General features: G+C 66.0%; 16 protein-coding genes and 2 pseudogenes. 10 read left to right on the top strand and 8 right to left on the bottom strand.

Annotated features, from left to right (window positions below; all coding sequences use genetic code 11):
- Position 1 precedes the first annotated feature (1 nt).
- Positions 2-841: an SDR family oxidoreductase gene (locus BN972_RS01935; RefSeq protein WP_036352264.1), complete on the bottom strand. Its 840-nt coding sequence runs from the start codon at positions 839-841 to the stop codon at positions 2-4.
- Between the two features lie 219 nt (positions 842-1,060).
- Between BN972_RS01935 and BN972_RS01930 the strand changes: the two genes are divergently transcribed.
- From BN972_RS01930 to BN972_RS01915, 4 genes and pseudogenes are all read left to right on the top strand, one after another.
- Complete coding sequence (locus BN972_RS01930; RefSeq protein WP_080696659.1) at positions 1,061-2,107, top strand: glycosyltransferase family protein; 1,047 nt, start codon at positions 1,061-1,063, stop codon at positions 2,105-2,107.
- A pseudogene (locus BN972_RS01925) lies at positions 2,104-3,275 on the top strand (glycosyltransferase); the annotation flags it as partial. The gene BN972_RS01930 and the pseudogene BN972_RS01925, both read left to right, overlap by 4 nt.
- Entirely contained in the window at positions 3,193-4,182 is a 990-nt protein-coding gene (locus BN972_RS01920; RefSeq protein ID WP_080696658.1) for a glycosyltransferase, read from the top strand. The pseudogene BN972_RS01925 and the gene BN972_RS01920, both read left to right, overlap by 83 nt.
- On the top strand, positions 4,179-5,003 hold the full coding sequence (locus BN972_RS01915; protein ID WP_036356261.1) for a glycosyltransferase family 2 protein: 825 nt from the start codon (positions 4,179-4,181) through the stop codon (positions 5,001-5,003). The genes BN972_RS01920 and BN972_RS01915 overlap by 4 nt, the downstream gene beginning before the upstream one ends.
- Before the next feature lie 6 nt (positions 5,004-5,009).
- Here the strand turns inward: BN972_RS01915 and BN972_RS01910 are convergent, their stop codons facing one another.
- Positions 5,010-6,545, bottom strand: a complete 1,536-nt coding sequence (locus BN972_RS01910) for an FAD-dependent oxidoreductase (RefSeq protein ID WP_036352256.1) — start codon at positions 6,543-6,545, stop codon at positions 5,010-5,012.
- A gap of 270 nt (positions 6,546-6,815) precedes the next feature.
- Here BN972_RS01910 and BN972_RS01905 point away from each other — a divergent pair, with 270 nt between their 5' ends.
- Entirely contained in the window at positions 6,816-7,082 is a 267-nt protein-coding gene (locus tag BN972_RS01905; protein WP_036352253.1) for a WGxxGxxG family protein, read from the top strand.
- Positions 7,083-7,253: 171 nt separating this feature from the next.
- Positions 7,254-7,838, top strand: coding sequence for a hemerythrin domain-containing protein (locus tag BN972_RS01900; RefSeq protein WP_036352250.1), 585 nt, complete (start codon positions 7,254-7,256; stop codon positions 7,836-7,838).
- A gap of 98 nt (positions 7,839-7,936) precedes the next feature.
- On the opposite strand, the gene BN972_RS01895 is transcribed toward BN972_RS01900, so the two are convergent.
- Together BN972_RS01895 and BN972_RS01890 are read right to left on the bottom strand one after the other, a co-directional pair.
- A complete protein-coding gene (locus BN972_RS01895; RefSeq protein WP_036352247.1) occupies positions 7,937-8,830 on the bottom strand; it encodes a manganese catalase family protein in 894 nt (297 codons plus the stop codon).
- Between the two features lie 107 nt (positions 8,831-8,937).
- Positions 8,938-10,338 (bottom strand): amino acid permease, encoded by a 1,401-nt coding sequence (locus tag BN972_RS01890; RefSeq protein ID WP_051544956.1) that lies wholly within the window; start codon positions 10,336-10,338, stop codon positions 8,938-8,940.
- A 132-nt stretch (positions 10,339-10,470) separates the two neighbouring features.
- On the opposite strand from BN972_RS01890, the gene BN972_RS01885 reads away from it, so the two are divergent.
- Positions 10,471-11,340, top strand: a complete 870-nt coding sequence (locus tag BN972_RS01885) for an alpha/beta hydrolase (RefSeq protein ID WP_036356255.1) — start codon at positions 10,471-10,473, stop codon at positions 11,338-11,340.
- Positions 11,341-11,345: 5 nt separating this feature from the next.
- Positions 11,346-13,505 (top strand): acyltransferase family protein, encoded by a 2,160-nt coding sequence (locus tag BN972_RS01880; RefSeq protein WP_036352244.1) that lies wholly within the window; start codon positions 11,346-11,348, stop codon positions 13,503-13,505.
- A 280-nt stretch (positions 13,506-13,785) separates the two neighbouring features.
- On the opposite strand, the pseudogene BN972_RS01875 reads toward BN972_RS01880, so the two are convergent.
- Positions 13,786-14,482, bottom strand: a pseudogene (locus BN972_RS01875) (Rv0518 family GDSL lipase).
- Positions 14,483-14,840: 358 nt separating this feature from the next.
- Between BN972_RS01875 and BN972_RS01870 the strand changes: the two are divergent.
- Positions 14,841-16,154, top strand: coding sequence for a DUF2252 domain-containing protein (locus BN972_RS01870; protein WP_036352242.1), 1,314 nt, complete (start codon positions 14,841-14,843; stop codon positions 16,152-16,154).
- A 15-nt stretch (positions 16,155-16,169) separates the two neighbouring features.
- Here BN972_RS01870 and BN972_RS01865 read toward each other — a convergent pair whose 3' ends face one another.
- Positions 16,170-17,399, bottom strand: coding sequence for an acyltransferase family protein (locus BN972_RS01865; RefSeq protein ID WP_036356252.1), 1,230 nt, complete (start codon positions 17,397-17,399; stop codon positions 16,170-16,172).
- Between the two features lie 388 nt (positions 17,400-17,787).
- Here BN972_RS01865 and BN972_RS01860 point away from each other — a divergent pair, with 388 nt between their 5' ends.
- Positions 17,788-18,231, top strand: a complete 444-nt coding sequence (locus BN972_RS01860; protein WP_036352240.1) for an STAS domain-containing protein — start codon at positions 17,788-17,790, stop codon at positions 18,229-18,231.
- Here the strand turns inward: BN972_RS01860 and BN972_RS01855 are convergent.
- A complete protein-coding gene (locus BN972_RS01855) occupies positions 18,215-18,472 on the bottom strand; it encodes a hypothetical protein (RefSeq protein ID WP_036352239.1) in 258 nt (85 codons plus the stop codon). The genes BN972_RS01860 and BN972_RS01855 overlap by 17 nt on opposite strands.
- Entirely contained in the window at positions 18,469-19,020 is a 552-nt protein-coding gene (locus BN972_RS01850) for a hypothetical protein (RefSeq protein WP_036352237.1), read from the bottom strand. The genes BN972_RS01855 and BN972_RS01850 overlap by 4 nt, the downstream gene beginning before the upstream one ends.

The following is a 19,020-nucleotide window of genomic DNA, read 5'->3' as shown; positions in this document are numbered from 1 at the left end:
ACTAGAGAATGGGCCTGCCGCCGGTCACCGCGACCCGCGCGCCGGATACGTAACTCGCATCGTCCGAGGCGAGCAGCACATACACCGGGGCCAATTCCGCGGGCTGTCCCGCACGGCCCAGCGGCACGTTGTCCCCGAACGACTTCACCTTCTCGGCCGGCATGGTCGCCGGGATCAGCGGCGTCCACACCGGGCCGGGTGCCACGCTGTTCACCCGAATCCCCTTGGGGCCCAACAGCTGAGCGAGACTGGCCGAGAAGTTCGCGATGGCCGCCTTCGTCGCGGCGTAGGGCGCCAGCATCGGATTCGGCGCGTCGGAGTTGACCGACGAACTTCCGATGATCGACGCGCCCCGACTCATGTGCGGCAGGGCCGCCTTGGTGAGGTAGAAGTACGCCCCGACGTTCAACTTGAACGTGTGGTCCCACTCCTCGTCGGAGATCTCGTCGAGCTCCTCGTGCATCATCTGATAGGCGGCGTTGTTCACCAGCACGTCGATGCGGCCGAATTCCGCGACGGCGCGGTCCACCACCGCGCGACAGTGCTGGGGGTCGGACAGGTCGCCGGGCATCAGGACGCACTTGCGTCCGGCCTCCTCGACATAACGCGCAACATCTTGGGCGTCCTCGTCCTCGTCCAGGTAGGAGATCAGCACGTCGGCGCCTTCCCGGGCGAATGCGATGGCTACCGCACGGCCGATTCCGCTGTCGCCACCGGTGATGATCGCACTCTTGCCGGTCAGTCTTCCTGAGCCCTGATAACTGTCTTCCCCGCAATCGGGAACCGGGTCCATCCGGCTTTGCACGCCGGGAACATCTTGCTGCTGCTCGGGAAATCCCATGCCCTTCCTTTCCGGAGGTGTCGAGTCGCTGATGGCCTAGCTGGATAGCCCCTGAATCTTCCGGTAAACCACGTTTGACGCTGCAACCCCCGGGTATGTCAGCACTCGCTCGTTCTTCAGCAGTCAGGAACGCTTTCGTCGCTGGGTATCCATTACGGGATCAACCCGGTGCCTCACTCATGCCTTGGGGGGTAAACGTCGTTGCTGCGGGTCGCTTCGGTGCCAGGTTCCCACGTCTACGTGCGTCACCTTGCCGACCCCGCTGCCGACAACGTTGTGCGACTGGACGACCCGGTTCCCGCCGACGGCCGCACGGTCCCGGGCGGCTGGTGGCCACCGTTGATGCTGGAGCCAGGGTGGGTGAGCGATCATCACCAGGACTTCGACGTGTTCCACGTCCATTTCGGTTTCGACGCCATGGTCCCCGAGGTGTTGACCGAGGTCGTGCAGGAACTCAAGATGCACGACAAGCCGTTCGTGTACACCGTGCACGACCTGCGCAACCCGCATCACGGCGAGCCCGAGGCGCATATCGAGCAGCAGAACGTGCTGATCGCTGCTGCGGACGATCTGGTCACGCTGACTCCCGGTGCGGCACAGGAGATCTGGCGTCGGTGGCAGCGGCGGGCCCGGGTGTTGCCGCACCCCCATGTGCTGGACAGGGACCGCATCGAGCGTCCTCGGGGGCGTGACCGCCGCTTCGTAGTGGGGGTGCACGCCAAAAGCCTGCGCGCCAACATGGATCCGCTATCCGTGGTGGCGGCGCTGACCGATATCACGTCGTCGCTACCGGGTGCGACCCTGCAGATCAACCTGCACGACGAAATCTTTGACCCTGCCAACTATTGGTTCTCCCCCGACGCCGGCAAAGCCTTGCTGGACTACGACCGCCACGCCCACGTCGACGTGCGAGTGCATCCGTATTTCTCCGACGACGAACTATGGGACTATCTCGCGTCGCTGACGGTATCGGTGTTGCCCTACCGGTTCGGTACCCACTCCGGCTGGCTGGAGGCCTGCTTCGACCTGGGCACCGCGGTGGTGGTGCCCAGCTGCGGGTTCTACGGTGAACAGCGACCCTGTCACGTGTTCGACCTGGGTGAGGATTACTTCGACGAGCTGTCCTTGGATCGGGCGATTCACGCGGCCCACGAGCGTTGGGCCGCAGGACAATCCGGTCACCGGGCCCAGTGGCGGGACCGACTCGCCGAGCGCCGGCGACTGGCCGCTACTCACCGCGAGATCTACCGGAGCGTGCTGGTATGACGAATTCGTTGCGGGTGGCCGTGATTGCCTCGAATCGGTTCCCCATTCGGGAACCCTTCGCCGGCGGACTGGAGGCCCACGTCAGTCACCTGTCCCGAGCCCTGGCGGCCCGCGGGCATCAGGTATCGCTGTTCGCCGCTCCCGGCTCCGACCTCGCCCCGGGTTGCGAAAGCCTGGCGGTGCGATTCCTCGCACTGTCCGACTCGGCGCGGCAAGACATTTCGATGCCCTCCGCGGGCTTCATGTCGGACCACCACGCCTACCTGTCGTTGATGCTCTGGCTGGCGGGATCTGGCGCCCGGCAGTTCGACGTGGTCCACAATCACAGCCTGCATTACCTGCCGGTGGCGATGGCTCCGGCCCTGTCCACTCCGATGCTGACAACCGTGCACACACCGCCGACCCCGTGGCTGGAATCCGCGATCGACGCAGCCGCGGGGCAGGGCACCCGATTCAGCGCGGTGTCCCGGCACACGGCGGACGCCTGGCAGAAAGTGATCGGCGATATGGCCGTGGTCCCCAACGGTGTCGACACCCGAATGTGGCCGCTCGGTCCGGGTGGGCCGGCTCTGGTCTGGTTCGGCCGAATCACCGCGGAGAAAGCCCCGCATCTGGCGATTGCCGCGGCCCGGCAGGCGGACCGTCCGCTGGTTCTAGCCGGACCCATCTCCGACGAAGGTTATTTCGCCGACCGCATTGTGCCGCAACTGCACAACAGCGTCAGTTACGCCGGTCACCTCGACCATCAACAGCTGGCCCGGCTGGTAGGCGAGTCCTGCACAGCACTGGTGACACCGGCATGGGACGAACCGTACGGTCTGGTCGTCGCGGAAGCGATGTCCTGTGGCACCCCGGTGGTGGCCTTCGCGCGCGGTGGTATCCCGGAGCTCATCGACGACGACTCGGGCAGGTTGGTGCCCCCAGGCGACACCCCCGCCATGGCGGCGGCGATCGACAAGACGGTCCGGCTGCCGCGGAGCCGAGTGCGCGAGCGCGCCGTCCGGCACTGCTCGGCTACCGCCATGGTCACCGCGTACGCCGACCTGTACCGGAACATGATCAACGACGTGGCGCTGCGGAACTGAATGATCGGCTATTACATCCACCACCACGGCTTCGGCCATCTGGCCCGGGCCACCAGTATCTGCGCGCAGCTTCAGCGGCCGGTTACTGCGCTCACCTCCCTGAAAATCAATGGTGCGCACCCGTTTTCAGCGATCGTTGAGTTGCCACGCGACGACCAGTCGGAACAGGTGCGCGAACCCACCGCCCACGGTGCACTGCATTGGGCGCCACACCATGACCCGGGATTCACCGCCCGGATGAAAGCGATCGCCGATTGGGTCGCCGACGCGCAACCAGAAGTAGTGGTCGTCGACGTCTCGGTAGAGGTTGCGATGTTCGTCCGGCTGCTCGGCACGCCGGTGGTCGTCGTAGCACTGCCCGGAAAACGTACCGACGCACCGCATTTGCTGGTGCACCGGATCGCTGACCACATTCTCGCGGCGTGGCCGAAGGCGTTGTGTGTGCCGGCCTGGCTCAAGCAGTACGACGACAAAACGAGCTACGTCGGTGGTATCAGCCGATTCGAGGGTCGCCGGCCCGGCCCGAAAACAGCGGACGACGGGCGCGTCCTCGTCCTGTGCGGAACGGGTGGTGACTTCGGCTCCGGTTGCAGCTCAACTATTCCCGGGTGGACCTGGATGACGCTGGGCGGCAGCAACGGCTCGTGGAAAGACGACCCGTGGCCGGAGATTCGCGCCGCCGACGTCGTCGTCACGCACGCGGGACAGAGCTGCGTTGCCGATATCGCCGCGGCGCAGCGCCCCGCGATCGTGATCCCCCAGGCCCGTCCGTTCGACGAGCAGCAAGCCACCGCGATGATGCTACGGCGGCATCAGCTCGCCGTAGTGGCGCAGGACTGGCCGGACGAGCGCGCCTGGCCGGCGCTGCTGACGCACGCCCGGGCCCGCAATCCGCAGCGGTGGCAACGTTGGCAGGTAGACGGCGCAGCGCAGCGCGCGGCCAACGCGATCGAATCGACGGCACTGCGGTGCAGGGCACCCACCCGGTGAAGACGGCCGTCGTCACCATCGTGCACGGCCGGGCCGCCCACTTGTGCCGCCAGCTCGAGGGGCTCGCCGCCGGCTCCGCACAGCCGGACACCCATATCGTCGTGGCTCTGGGAGACAACACGATCGCCGGTGTCATCGCTGACGCGGCCGCACCGGCAGAGGTGCTCGAATACCCAGCTGCCCACCCGCTGCCGCTGGCAGCCGGACGCAACGCCGGTGCTGCGGCGGCGCTGCAGAAGGGGGCCGAATTCCTGATTTTCCTTGATGTCGACTGCATCCCCGGCAGTGACCTCATCGAGCGGTACCTCCGCGCGGCGGATGACCACGGCGACGCGCTACTGTGCGGACCGGTCACCTATCTGCCGCCCGCGGGGCCGGCGGGCTACATCGTCAAAGATTTGCAGGATCACAGCAATCCGCACCCGGCGCGGCCCGCACCGGAGCCGGGCACGGTCGTGGCCACGACGGACTATGCATTGTTCTGGTCACTGTCCTTTGCCGTGTGCGCCCAGACATGGCGACGGATCGGTGGGTTCTGCGAGCAGTATCGCGGATACGGTGGCGAGGACACCGATTTCGCGCAATGCGCCGCGGCGCGGGTTGTTCCGATGCGATGGGTGGGCGGAGCGGACGCCTTTCACCAATACCACCCGGTCGCCGATCCTCCCGTCGACCACCTGGACGACATCGTGCGCAACGCCGCAATCTTTCACCGGCGCTGGGGCTGGTGGCCCATGGGAGGCTGGCTGAGCGCATTCGAGTCCGAAGGACTCATCGACCGCGATGCCCAAGGGTGTCCCCGCCGGGTGAACGTCACTTAGTCCGGGTCACTTGGTCCGGGTCAGATCCGTCGTCGCGGGCCCCTCGAGCAGCGTGCCGTCCGGCGCGAATCGGGATGCGTGCAACGGACATTCCCATGCCTTGTCCGCGTCGTTCCAATTCACGATGCCGCCCAGGTGGGTGCACACCGGCGAGACCTTGTGCTCGACTCCGTCGACCACGCAGCGGGCCTGCAGATTCCACGGCGGGCCACTGACCACACCGCCTTCGTCCTTCTTCGGTTCCCGGCGTCCGATGCGGGTCGCCGGCGTGACCCAGCCCTTTGCCAGGTTGAAGCCCACCTCGAGGTTGGCCGAGATCGCGGTGGTGATGCCCGACAGCTCATGCGGGCTCCAACTGGCGAAAGCGTCCGCCCAATCCATCCGGCCGCCGAGGATGCGGCTGGACAGCGCCAACGCCGCGGCGGGACCGTTGGTCATCCCCCACTTGTTGAAACCCGTTGCCACGAAGATCTTTTCGTTGTTCGGCAGAATCGGTCCCACGTACGGCAGCTGGTCGATCGGCGTGTAGTCCTGCGCCGACCAGTAATGCGTCTGCACCGCACCCGGATAGTGCTTGCGCGTCCATTTGTCCAGCTCGTCCAGCGCTATCGTGGGGCTCTTCTTGCGACCCACCGTGTGCCCGGCGCCGCCCACTATCAGCAGCTCGCCGTCCGCGGTGGGCGCATAGCGCACCGAGCGGGTCGGGGAGTCGGTGGAGATCATCATGTGTCGGGTGATCTCACCCGGCACCTTGTAGGCCAAGCAATAGGACCGGCTGGGCTTCAGCCGGGCAAAATAGCCGCCGCGGTCCAGAATTGGGATGCCGGTCGCCAGCACCAACTGCCGGGTGAACACGTCCGCGTCCGCCTCGGTGCCCTCATCGGTCTGTTCGCCCTCACCGGTGTTGACGTGCAGCCGCAGACCGTCACCCTCGCTCGAAACCTTGCGGACCCGAGCGCCTTCGACAAGCCGCCCGCCGCGGTCGAGCAGCTCCACGACCAGGCTGTCGAGGAATGGGACCGGGTCGAACTGCGCCTGGTCGGGTAGGCGCACGCCGCCGTGGTAGGGGAACGGCACGTCGGCGCGGTCGTCCCAGGTGACCGGGAGTCCGACGGCACTGCAGGCCAACCATTCCGCGCGGGCCGAGGGCACGCCGCGGGCCGATTGCGCGTAGGTGTAGGCGTCTTCGCGTTGCACGTCGATGCCATGTTCGTCGCAATGGCGCAGCACCCAGTCCATGCCCTCACGGTTCCCCTGCACGTAGGCCTGCGCGGTGCCCTTTCCGTGGCGGGTGATGATTTTGCTCAGGTGGGTGCTCTGCAGCAGGCTGAGCTTTGCGGTGGTGTTACCGCTGGCGCCCGCGGCCACGGTGCGGGCCTCTAGGACCAGCACATCCTTGCCCGCCCTGGCCAGCAACACCGCGGTGATCAGACCGGTGATGCCCGCTCCCACGACGACGACATCGGCCGAGCCCCCGACATTTTGAGAGGTTCGGTCAGCCCACGGGACGGGGCCGCGGTCATCAAGCCACAGTGACACCATGGCGTTCCTGGTACCCCGGCCCGCCACCGGGGAAACAGCCGAGGGCCCAATTTGTTTCGCCTAGCGGCAACACATTTCGCCAAGCGTCGGCACGGTAGCGAATCGAATATCCATTATGTGAATCCCTGGTTTTCACAATGTTTCATGTGCAATCGCGGGGGTATCAATTCGACCGCGACACCGGAGTTTTCTGCTCCACGTCGACGGATCAGAGAACTCTGGTCCGAATCCGCTTCCGGTCGTCACGATCGAAAAAAGGAGTACTCAATCATGCGTACCGCAATTGCCACCCTTTGCGCCGCCTCGGCACTCACCTTCGGTGGAGCAGGCATCGCCAATGCCACCGTCGACCACGCGCAGGTTCCGTCATCGACGACAACCACCGTGGCCGAGCCGGAAAACACCAACAAGGAGAGCGACAACTCGGGCCTGTGGGGCCTCGCCGGGCTGCTCGGGCTCGCCGGACTTGCCGGACTGAAGCGTCGCCGGGACAACAACGTCGTTGACCCCGCAGCCGGTCGCCGGCCGACTGTCTGACCCTTGACGCGGACACGCCTCCGTCAGCACCCGTGCTGACGGAGGCGATGTCCTTCGCCGAATCTTTCAGCGCGACTGCGGCATTGCGGCATCGTGCCCGTTTCCGGCCGAACCGTCGCGGGTACTTCCGGCGCATCCAGGCCAGGCAGGCCAGGTTAGGAAGGCCATCACATGGATGCATTGACATTTCTGCGCGCAGACCACAAAAGCGTGTTGGGCATGCTGGAGGTGCTTGACGGTGCGCCGGAAGGCACCGGCGCGCAACTCAGCGGCCTGGAAACGATGGTGAACAACCTCATCATCGCCGAATCACAGCACGAAGCGATCGAAGAGCAGTTCTTCTGGCCCGCGGTACGCCGAGTCCTCGACGACGGCGATGAACTGGCCGATCAGGCCATCGCGCAAGAGGAAGCGGGCAAGAAGCTGTTGCAGCGACTCGAAGATGGTCGCCCGGGCGAGCCTGGCTACCACGAGGCCCTCAAGCAATTCGTGATAGCCGGTCGCGAGCACATCATGTTCGAACAAGACGTTGTGTGGCCGCGGTTCGCCGCGGCGGTCGACCACGACGAGCTCGAGGTGATCGGCAGGCGACTGGAAACCGCGAAAAAGGTTGCGCCGACGCGACCGCACCCGAACACACCCTCGGACTCCATCACTCAGAAGACGATGGGGATGGGAGCCGCCGTGGTCGATTTGGTGCGTGATGTGGCGACGGGGCGTGAGGCCGACAATCCGCCAGACCCACAGATTCACTGACCTCCGCACGACACCTCCGCACGACAAGGCCTGGCGGCCCCCGAAACCGGGAAACCGCCAGGCCTTTGTTCAGCTGTCCGAAGACCTATTCAGAAGACCTACGTGGTCGGCATCCGCTGCTCGTGTGTGAACGGCTTCTCGTCCGGAACCGCAGGCGAGCCTTCGGGATTGGTGTCGGCGCCCTTGTTCTTCCGGATGGTGCTGCCCAGCCACTCCTCCGTCGGCTTCTCCACGTACTGCCATTCGATGCCCTCGGGCCACGGACCCTGCCCCTGGTTCCACGGACCGCGCACCGACTCGCCGCCGTTGGACATGTTGAAGGCCACGTTCTGGAACCGCGAGTCGCCGGACAGGGTGCCCGGCGGGAAGTTCACCGGCAGTTCGTTGAGGGCGGCGGTGAACTGCTGGTAGTGCGCAACCTCGCGAGTCATCAGGAATGTCAACGTTTCCTGCACACCCGGGTCGTCGGTGAATTGCTTGAGGTATTCGTAGACGATCTTCGCCCGCGATTCGGCGGCCAGGTTGTTGCGGAGATCTACCGTCGGGTCACCGTTGGCGTCGATGAACGCACCGGTCCAGTTGTTGCCGGCGGAGTCTTTGGCGTCCGGCCCGCCGCCGCTGAGCACCAAGAACATCGGGTTCACCGACACCTGGTGGATGGCCTGCTCCCGACCGTCCTTACTAGCCACCGCGGGCATCCAGTCACACCGCTCGTTGGCCAGTTTCAAATCGTCGTTCAGACCATCCAGCAACATGGTGATCATCGATCCGACCATTTCCAGGTGGCTCAATTCCTCTGTGGCGATATCCATGAATAGGTCGTACATCTTGGGATTCTTCTCCCGCAGCACGAAGGCCTGAATGAAGTACTGCAGGGCGGCGGTCAGCTCCCCATTGGCTCCACCGAACTGCTCCATCAACAATGATGCGAACCGCGGATCCGGTTGGCTGACGCGCACCTCGAACTGCAAATCTTTATTGTGCACAAACATTATTTCTCCCAGGGCTGTTTACACCGTGTCTTGCTCGACCCGATTCGCCCGATTACCCGTACTGCAGCGGTCCAAACGGGATCAGCCGCGAATCCTCTGGCTTGTCGTCAGCTGAGCCGCGGATCACCCTGCGGCCCCGACCGGCTATTTATTTCGTTGCCTGCCAATCTATTTCGTCTCATGTACGGTGCGGCGAAATACACCGCGACCACCACCGCCCAGGACAGCAGGCTCAGCCACAACTGACTGCGAGCGGTGTCGTCGAACGCCATCTGCACCAGCACCGCAACGATTCCCGCGGCCGTCAGGATGGAAAGCGCCGGGAACAGCCACATCCTGACGCGCAGTCGCTCGGCCGGAGTGCGTCGTCTCAGCACGATCTGGGAGAGCGCGATCAGCAGGTAGACGAACAGGATCACGGCGCCCGACGAGTTGAGCAGAAACAGGAACACGGTGTCGGGCGACAGCCAGGCCATCAACACACACAGAAAGCCCACCACCGAGGAAAACAGTATGGCGACGGCGGGCACCCCGCGTCGGCTCAGTTTGACCAGCCGGGCCGGCGCCTCCCCACGGCGAGCGAGCACGAACAACATCCGCGACGAGGTGTACAGGCCGGAGTTCAGGCACGAAAGCACCGCGGTCAGCACCACCGCGTTCATGATCTGGTCCGCGCCAGGTAGTCCCATGTGCTTGAGCGCGGCCACATATGGCGACGTTCCGGGTTCCATTGCGTTCCACGGCGTGATCACCACCAGCAGCAGGACCGAGCCGACGAAGAAGACCACGATGCGCGCCACCACCGACCTGGTCGCCCGCGCGATGGCCCGCTCGGGGTCCCGGCTCTCCGCGGCCGCGATGGTGACGACTTCCGCGCCCACCATGGAGAAGATCACCACGACCACCGCGGCGAATACCGCGCCGACACCCGCGGGGAAGAATCCACCCCGCGAGGTCAGGTTCGAGAAATCCAGGTGCCGGCCCGGCCACCAACCCAGCACGAACGCCGTCCCGAGTCCCAGGAAAGTTATGATCGCCGCGACTTTGATTCCGGCGAACCAGAATTCGAATTCGCCGAAGGACGACACCGAGAACAGGTTGGTGGCGGTCATCAACACCATCAGGCCCAGCGAGAGCACCCACAGCGGCGCAGGAAACCAATAGTTCAGCACCTTGCCACCGGCAACTGCCTCGAACCCGACGACGATGACCCAGAAGTACCAGTACAGCCAGCCCACCGAGAAGCCCGCCCAACCGCCCAATGCCGTCGCTGCGTAGTCGGCGAACGAGCCTGTCGACGGGTTCGCGGTCGCCATTTCGCCCAGCATCCGCATCACCAGGACGATCAGCAGGCCGCAGATCGCATAGGTCAGGAACGAGGCCGGCCCGGTCTTGGCGATCACCACGCCCGACCCGACGAACAACCCGGCGCCGATCACACCGCCAAGGGCGATCATGCTGAGCTGCCGTTGCGAGAGGTCCTGGCGCAACTCGGAAGTGCTAGCCATGGCTAACCACAACACATCCGCGCCGTGGGCACCAGCGGGTCCACCGGGTTCGCGGTGAGAAATCACGCCGCCATTACAGGTACCTTGCGATACGGCGTGGCTCGTCCCGAAAAGGCCTGTCGGCGCGGCAAAATTGCCCTCGTGGCCGATTTGACCCGCCGATCGGTGCTACGCATGGGTGTAGGCGCCAGCGCCGGAGCGGCCGGTGTATGGGCGTTGAGTGGCCTGCTGGATCCACTCAAGCCGATGGCCGCCCCCTTGGCGCCGGCGCCATTCGATCCCCCAACCGCGGGCAAGACGCTGCCGACCAAACTCACCGGCTCCTTCATCTCGGCGGCCCGCGGCGGAATCAAGACCAACTGGGTGATCGCCATGCCGCCCGGGCAGACCAAGATGCTGCGGCCGGTGATCGCGTTGCACGGCAAGGACGGCGACGCCAACATGATGCTGGACTGCGGCGTCGAGGACGCGCTCGCAGAGCTGGTCAGCCAGGGCAAGCCACCCTTCGCCGTGGTGGGCGTCGACGGCGGCCCGAACAGTTACTGGCACCGGCGCTCCAACGGCGAGGACGCCGGCACCATGGTGCTTGAAGAGCTGCTGCCGATGCTCACCTCGATGGGCATGGACACCTCGCGGGTGGGCTTCCTCGGCTGGTCGATGGGCGGATACGGCGCGCTGCTGCTGGGCGCCCGGCTCGGTCCGGCCCGCACCGCCGGGATCTGCGCGATCAGCCCGGCGCTGTACATGTCCTACATCGGCACCGCGCCCGGCGCCTTCGACAGCGTGGACGACTGGACCCGCAACACGGTGTTCGGGCTGCCGGTGCTGAACTCGATCCCGCTGCGGGTCGACTGTGGGATCGGCGACCGGTTCTTCTTCGCCACCAGCCAATTCGTCAGCCAGCTCAAGAAGCGGCCGGCGGGCAGCTTCTCCCCCGGCGGACACGACGTGGACTACTGGCGAGCGCAACTGCCCGGTGAGCTGGCCTGGATGGCGACTTAAGTGAGATGACAGTGCGATCCGCCGACACCTCCGGCTCTCCGCGAACGGCGGAGGGACGGTCTGTGAGCGGCCGGTTCCGCCCGGACATCGAAGGGCTGCGGGCCGTCGCGGTGATTGCGGTCGTCGCGTACCACGCGGGCATTCCCGGTACCGCCGGCGGCTACATCGGCGTCGACGTGTTCTTCGTGATCTCCGGCTTCCTGATCACCGGGCTGCTCTGGCGTGAGGTAGCGGCAACGAACACCGTTGCGCTGGGCCGGTTCTACGCTGCCCGCGCCCGTCGGCTGTTACCGGCCGCGGCCACCGTCGGCGTCGTCACCGCGGTAGTCGCCGCCGCCGTGCTGCCGCCGTTGCAGGCAGGACGGGTGTTCGTCGACGGCATCGCCAGCGCTCTTTATGTCGGCAACTACCGGTTCGCCGCCCAGGGCACCGACTACATGGTGTCGGACCTGCCGCCGTCACCGTTCCAGCACTACTGGTCGCTCGGGGTGGAGGAGCAGTTCTATCTGCTCTGGCCGGCGCTGATCATCGGCACTGCATGGCTGGCGAGGCGGATCGGCAGGAGCACCGCCGGCGCGGCACCGTACGCGGTGCTGCTGAGCCTCGTCGGCGCGGCCTCGCTGGCGGCGGCGGTGGTATGGACGCGGGTGTCGCCGCCCTGGGCGTTCTTTTCGCTCCCCACCCGCGCCTGGGAGTTGGCGGCCGGTGGCCTGGTTGCCCTCACGATCAACCAATGGCGGCGGTTGCCGCTGCTGCCCGCGACGGTCGCCGGCTGGGGTGGTCTCGCGCTGATCGTGCTGACCTGCACCCAGCTGGGCCCGCACACTCCCTATCCCGGCACGTCGGCGCTGCTGCCGGTGTTGGGTACGGCACTGGTGATCGGCGGCGGGTGTGTCACCGGCGGCATGGGCGTGGGCCGGGTGCTGTGCCCACCGGCGATGCGGGCGATCGGCCGGGTGTCCTACTCGTGGTACCTGTGGCACTGGCCGGTGCTGTTGCTGCTGCCGCCGCTGCTCGGTGATCCCGGGGGGCTGCCCGGCCGGCTGGCGGCGACGACGGTGTCCGCCGGACTCGCGGTGATCACCATGCATGCCGTGAAGAACCCCGGCCGGTTCGCTGCGGCGCTGCGCAAGTCGGCCAGGACCAGCCTGGCCGTGGCCGGCGCCGCCACCGGCGTCGCCACGTGCGCCTGCGCGGTGCTGCTGACGGCGATACCGGCCCCGGTCGGCCACGGCGCCGCGGCTCCGCAGGCCAACATCATTGCGCTGCCACCCGCCCCCGGACCGCAGGTCGGTCCGCGCGAAGCCGCCGTCGCGCAGGCCTTCGCTCAGGTTCGCGAAGCACTGGCCACGTCCGCCGCCCTACGCGCGGTCCCGGCAAATCTGGACCCATCGCTGGCCGCCGCGGCGGCAGACAAAGCTCCGGTGTTCGTCAACGGCTGCATGCGTTCCTGGCGTGACGTGGGGCAAAGCGAATGCGCCACAGCGGACGTCGCGTCGCCCACCACGGTGACGCTGATCGGCGACTCCCACGCGGCGATGTGGAACCCCGCCCTGCAACAGGTGGCCGAGCAGCGGCACTGGCGGCTGGAGACGCTGGCCAAGGTGACCTGTCCGTTGCTGGACCTGCCCATCGTCAGCCCGTATCTAGGCCGCAAGTACAGCGAGTGCGAACAGTGGCGGGCCGAGATCGTAAGCCGGCTGCAGGTTGAGCGGCCCCGACTGGTGGTGCTGAGCATGAGCCGCCGCTACCACGCCGACTTCAGCTTCACCTCCTACGATCCGGCGTGGATAGACGCCGTCGGGCGGGTGGTGGCGCAGCTACGCGGCATGGGTTCTCGCGTCCTGGTGCTGGGACCGGTGGCTGATCCGCAGTCCTCGGCACCCACCTGCCTGTCCGCGCACCTTGACGACGCCGGGGCCTGCGCGCCGGCCCGGACGGTGGCGGTGAACGGGGACGGCATCGCCGCCGAGCAGCGGGTGACCGCCGCGACCGGCGGCTCGTATGCGGACCTCACCGACCTGTTCTGCACCGCCGACCGGTGCCCGGTAGTCGTCGGCAACACGCTGGTATTCCGCGACGACAACCACGTGACGACCGAGTACGCACAGCTGCTGGCACCCGTGATCGGGGCGCTGGCCGATCAGGCCCTGTCAGACGGATGAATCGGGAGAATCCGGTGGGAAAATCTTCGCGAATGAACCTCGCGGGGAATGCGAACGTGGTACGAATAAAAGGGTTTTGGAGGTTCTGAAATGAGTCCGATGCTGTTGGTTCTGCTTAGCGCAGCCGCACCAGTCGCCGGGCTTGGCTTACTGCAATTGCAAGCGCGCCTTGAACGTTGGGACTACGAGAGGCACGCCGAAGACTGAGGCGACAGGCACCGCGGAACCAAACCCCTTGCCTGCCAGTCGCTTTGGGCCCCAGCTGCGCCAAAAGGCCATCTTACTTCAGCAATTGCCACCGGATCAGCGGCACGATTTTCTCCGCCATATACGCATGCCCGGCGTCGTTGGGGTGCACCCCGTCCGGACCGATCAGCTCGGGGCGGTCGACGAACCAGCGGTCGCCGATCGGGTCGACGAAAATCCGCCCGCGCCGCCCAGGCCGCGCCCGCGAGCACGTCGCGGATCACCAGCACCGGCAGCGGCACCTCAGGGGTCGGCCACGGCGGTCCGATCACCAGGAACCTGGCGTGCGGGGCGCGCTGCCGCGCGAGAACGAACGTGGCATGAACCCGTTGCGCCAACAACACCGGATCGACATCCATGTCGTTGCGCGAGCCGAAGAACACCACCAGATCGTCGTCCGCCTTGACGGCCCGGTCGGTCAGATCCTGAAAGATGTTGCCGTGGTCGCCAACTGCGCCGTATCCGGCCCTGCCCTCGGCCGCGACGTCGCTGGTGATGCGCAAGCCGGGCGCGGCGAGCGTCCGCCAGGTCCGCGCCGTCCACGACTTCGCGCCGAGACCGCCCAGATCGGTGCCGGTGGTGTAGGAGTCGCCGACCACGGCGATGTGCTTGAGGCGCAAATCCAGCGTCAGTACACGAACGGGGTGTACCTGCACCGGGTCGGTGATGCACGGCGCAATCAGGGCCACCAGCGCGCACAGGCTGATGGCGAACCGAACCAATCGAGTCATTGCAACCTTCACCGCGGAGGGTCGAATAGCTAACTGAAATCGTACGAGGAACCGGCGGTGACGGCGCGCATCTTCGCACTCGCCACGCCCCGAACGTGAGCGGTCCCACATCCCGTGGTGGCGAAACGGCCGACGCAACCGACGGGACACCCAGGCGCTGCGGCACCCAGCGCCATGTGCACTGGTCGCTGCGGTTTATCGGCACCGGCGACCACGACCGCGCGGCGCGATACGGCCACCACGAAACCAACGTGGTGGCGGATTGCGACGCAGGGCCACACAGGCGAATCGCAATCCGGGTTCGGACCGGCGCTCAAGTCCGGCGTGGCAAACATGGCTGAGTGGGTATCACTAGGTAATGGCCAGCAGCACCGACCGCGAGTCGTTCATCGTGGACTGCCTCGTAGGGGCGTTCGAAGATCTGATGAAGGCGGACCCGGACGCGTTCCGCACCAAGTTCCGGAAAATGGCCGCAGACCCGTTCGCGTTCTACCGCGGCAGTGCGTGCCTGTTCTATGCGGACATGGCCGAGGGGGAGGACCGTTGGGCCGACGAACGCACCGGCCGGGTGTGGATCCAGGGCGACCTGCACGCGGAGAACTTCGGCACCTACATGGATGGGTCCGGAGTGCTGATTTTCGATGTCAACGACTTCGACGAGGCCTACATCGGCCATTTCACTTGGGATCTGCAGCGATTCGCCGCCAGTGTCGCGTTGATGTGCTGGCAGAAGGCGTTATCCGACGCCGAGATAACGCGGCTGATCGAAACGTTCGTGCGCTCCTACGTCAAGCAGGTGCACTGGTTCGTCGACGAGCAAGACGACGCATCCTTCTCGCTGAATCTGCAGACCGCCAGGGGCGCGGTGCTGGCCGCACTTCAGTCGGCGCGGCTGTCGACGCGCGCGGCGATGCTGGACAAGATGACGCGGGTGGACCAGTCCGACCGGCAATTCCGAGACGCACCGGGAGTCCGCCGGCTCGACGATGCCGAACGAGAAAAGGTGGTCGAGGCTTTCGAGAGATACCTGGACACCATCCCTAAGACCAAACGCCGACGCGAGGTGACCTACGACGTCAAGGACGTGGTGGGCAAGACCGGATTCGGTATCGGCAGCGCGGGTCTACCGAACTACACGATTTTGATCGAGGGGTTCAATCAGGCGCTCGACAACGACATCGTGCTGTCGATGAAACAGGGCAACATCGCCGCGCCGAGCCGGGTGATCACCGAGCAGAAGGTGCGGGATTACTTCCAGCACCACGGGCACCGTACGGCGATCTCGCAGCGGGCGCTGCAAGCCCACGCCGACCAGCTGCTGGGTTACACCGAGATTGACGGGATCGGTTTCGTGGTCAACGAGTTGTCGCCCTACGAATCCGATTTGGAGTGGGACGAGCTGACCGAACCCGACGAGCTCGCCGAGGTGGTTGAGCAGCTCGGGCAGGCGGTCGCGAAGGTGCACTGCGTCGGGGACGCAGACAGCGACCAGTCGCTGGTCGACTTCCAAACCGAGGACGCGATCGTCGGGGTGATCGGTGACCGCCTCGACGACTTCGTCGCCGACATGGTGTCGTTCGGACTGGAATACGCCGCGGTGGTGCGCGACGACCACCGGCATTTCGTCGAGGCGTTCCGCGAGGGCCGCATCCCCGGGGTGAGCGCCACCTGAAGCTGGATAGGCCGGTCAGACCGCGCGGGACGAGACCCCGGACAGCGCACCGTCGATAGGATGCAGCTTCGCGGTCGGCGAGTCAGTCGCCAGTGTCCCGGCGGGGGCCGGCCGCGCGCCGACCATTCGCCGCATCCACCGCCGCGCCGGCTCCTCGACATAGTGATACATCAGGCTGGATAGCAGCATGGCGATCAGGATCAGGCCAATGACGTTCCATTTCCACGGGTTGTCCTGCGGCGTGAGCTCGAATTGCAGTACCGCCCAGCCCCACACGGTGTGTACCAGCTCGTGAACCATGTACAGGCAAAAAGAGATCTCCCCGCCGTACACCATCACCCGGGTGGACAGCACCCAGGGCAGACTGCCCAGACCGACGGCCAAGGTGATCACCAGCGGAACGAACAGCACGTCGACAACTCCGCCGCTGTCCACCACACCGCTGATCGGATGCGCATCGAACCAGTACAGGATCCCCACTATTGCGACGACCAGCAGCAACGACAGGTATCCGGCCACCTGCCGGGCGCGATCGCTCAGCCGCAACCGGCGCACCGCGGCACAGGCCAAAGCGCCCGCGATGAATTGCGTGACAATTCGCGGCAGCCAGCTCCACGGCGTGTAGAACTGGCCGCTGGCCAGCAGCAGTAACACCGGTGGCAGGCAGGCCGCGAACGCCAGCAGCATCAGGGTGCGCGCCCGCGTCGCGCGCTCCATGCGCAGGATCACCAGCACGACGAATCCGAACAGTAGGTACGCCAGCCATTCCGCGCTGATCGACCAGGCCGGACCGTCCCAGCTGGTTCCGTCGAAGAACGGCTCGAACCACAGCTGGATCAACAGGACCTGCCGCACGTAACTGATCGCGGTCAGGTCCCTGATCTCAGGCAACGGAACGTGCCCGACGTGCAGGCTGAGGATCACGATCAGCGCGGCCAGGTGCATGGTGACCAGGTACACCGGCCAAACCCGGGCCAGCCGCAGCCACAGGAAGTGCAGCGTGGCCCGTGTCGACCAGGAGCCGCCCATCCTGTCCAGGTAGTTCCAGGTCAGCACGAACCCGCTGAGGATGAAGAACAGGTCGACGCCCTGGGCACCACAGTTGAGTATCGGCGCGAGGTTCTCCCGAAAATCGGGCGAGACGTCGGTCAGCATCGGCCGGAAATGAAACAGCACCACCCACAGCGAGGCGACGATCCGCAGCCCCGTCAGAGCCTTGATCTCGCCCCTGATCTTGCCCCTGATCTCATCCGTGGGCGCTGTGCTGGGCACGAGGTTTCTTCCGCCTGAGTCTGCTGTGTGGTTCATCGACTAATGCGGCTGTCCGGGGCGACATCGCCATGTCACCCGTCCCCACGGGTAAGCCGGCAGCCAGAGCAGCCTAACAGCGCCCGCGCGGGAGCAGGTGCTTGCGAGCCCGGCCGGGCTCGCCGAACGTGGGCCTAAGCACGCGCTGGCGGCCTGTTCTCCTGCCTAGAGCTCACGCTCGCGCGGGATTGGGACGGGACCACCCGCACTCTCCGTACCGAATGCTTCTTAGCAATAAGTTAGGCGTGACTGTCGGTCCCCTTAAGTTCGGCGGGCACTTTATAGGCAGGGCTCGGCCGGTGTGCGAGGGGAATGGGGCAGCTCGATGACCATGGCGATCACAACACGTGTTGCGGGGCCGGCTGTCGGCACCCTGGACTGCACGGGTGCCCAGGTGCGGGCGCACTACCGCCCCCTGGCCACCGTAGTGACCATCCGCGGCGAGATCGACGCCGTCAACGTCGATCAGATCGGCGAGCATGTGCGGCGCTTCGTCCTCGGCGACAACCCAGTGGTGCTCGACCTCAGCGCGGTCACGCACTTCTCGTCGGCCGGAATCGGTTTGCTGTGCGTGCTGGACGAGGAGTGCCGCGCCGCGGGCGTCGAATGGATGCTCGTGGGCAACCCGGCCATCAGCGCCTTGCTGGGGGAGCCGGACGAAGCCGACTTCCCACTGACCACCTCGCTGCACGAGGCCCTGCGCAACCTGGCCGACGCCATCGTCTGGCGCCGCCAGTTGGTGCTGGGGCTCGTCAAGAAGTCGGCTTAGCGCTCCTGGACCGGCGCAGCCTGGTCAGCGCCACCACCACGAAGATCCCGGCCACCGTCGCCAGCAACAGCGTCAGCACGAGTTGCTGCGGGTCGTAAATCACCGACGTCGTGGGCGGCTGGCCGTCGGCCACCGGCGCGACCTCGATCACCGAACGCGTGGCCGCCCAACTAAAGGCCGCCGCCAACGCCGCGACGACCGCAACGACCAGCTCCAGGCCGCCCCGAAAAGCGGTGTTCACAGGAACGACCTGTGGTCGTCGTCGCCGGCCTCGTCGGCGACCTCGGGCTCGTAGGGGCCCATCCGCTCCTCGACCAGCGGGGTCAGTGCGTCGCGGAGGTGGCGATGGCGACGGGCCCAGGCCTGCGCGGTCCGCCCCCCGGTCAGCTTCAGTCCGATGCCGAACCTCCCGCGTGGCACTCCGACCAGCTCGCCGAGGGCGCGCGCCGACTGCCACCTCGCCAGCGGCTTGCCGGATTTCACCGAATTCTCCGCCTCGGGAAAAACTTTCACGATCTCAGAGACCAGGATCGTCTCGGTGCCCTGCCGCAGCGCATCCTCGGTCAACTCCACCGAGGTGTGGATACGCGCCGCCTTGACCTGCAGCGCCACGAACGCCGAGACCAGAACCAAAAAGATCATCGGCACCAGCAGCGAGATCGCCACATGATTGGTCCACTGAATGTAGATCAGCGACGCCGCCGACGCCGGGCCCGCCAGCACCCAGTACCAGCTGGCACCCGCCTCCCGGAACAACGGCTTGCTTTCGGGTTCCCCCGCTGCCGTCAT

The organism is Mycobacterium asiaticum DSM 44297, assembly GCF_000613245.1.
GTDB lineage: Bacteria > Actinomycetota > Actinomycetes > Mycobacteriales > Mycobacteriaceae > Mycobacterium > Mycobacterium asiaticum.
The sequence above is the reverse complement of the archived record's forward strand: the minus strand, read 5'-3'. Positions and strand labels throughout refer to the sequence as shown.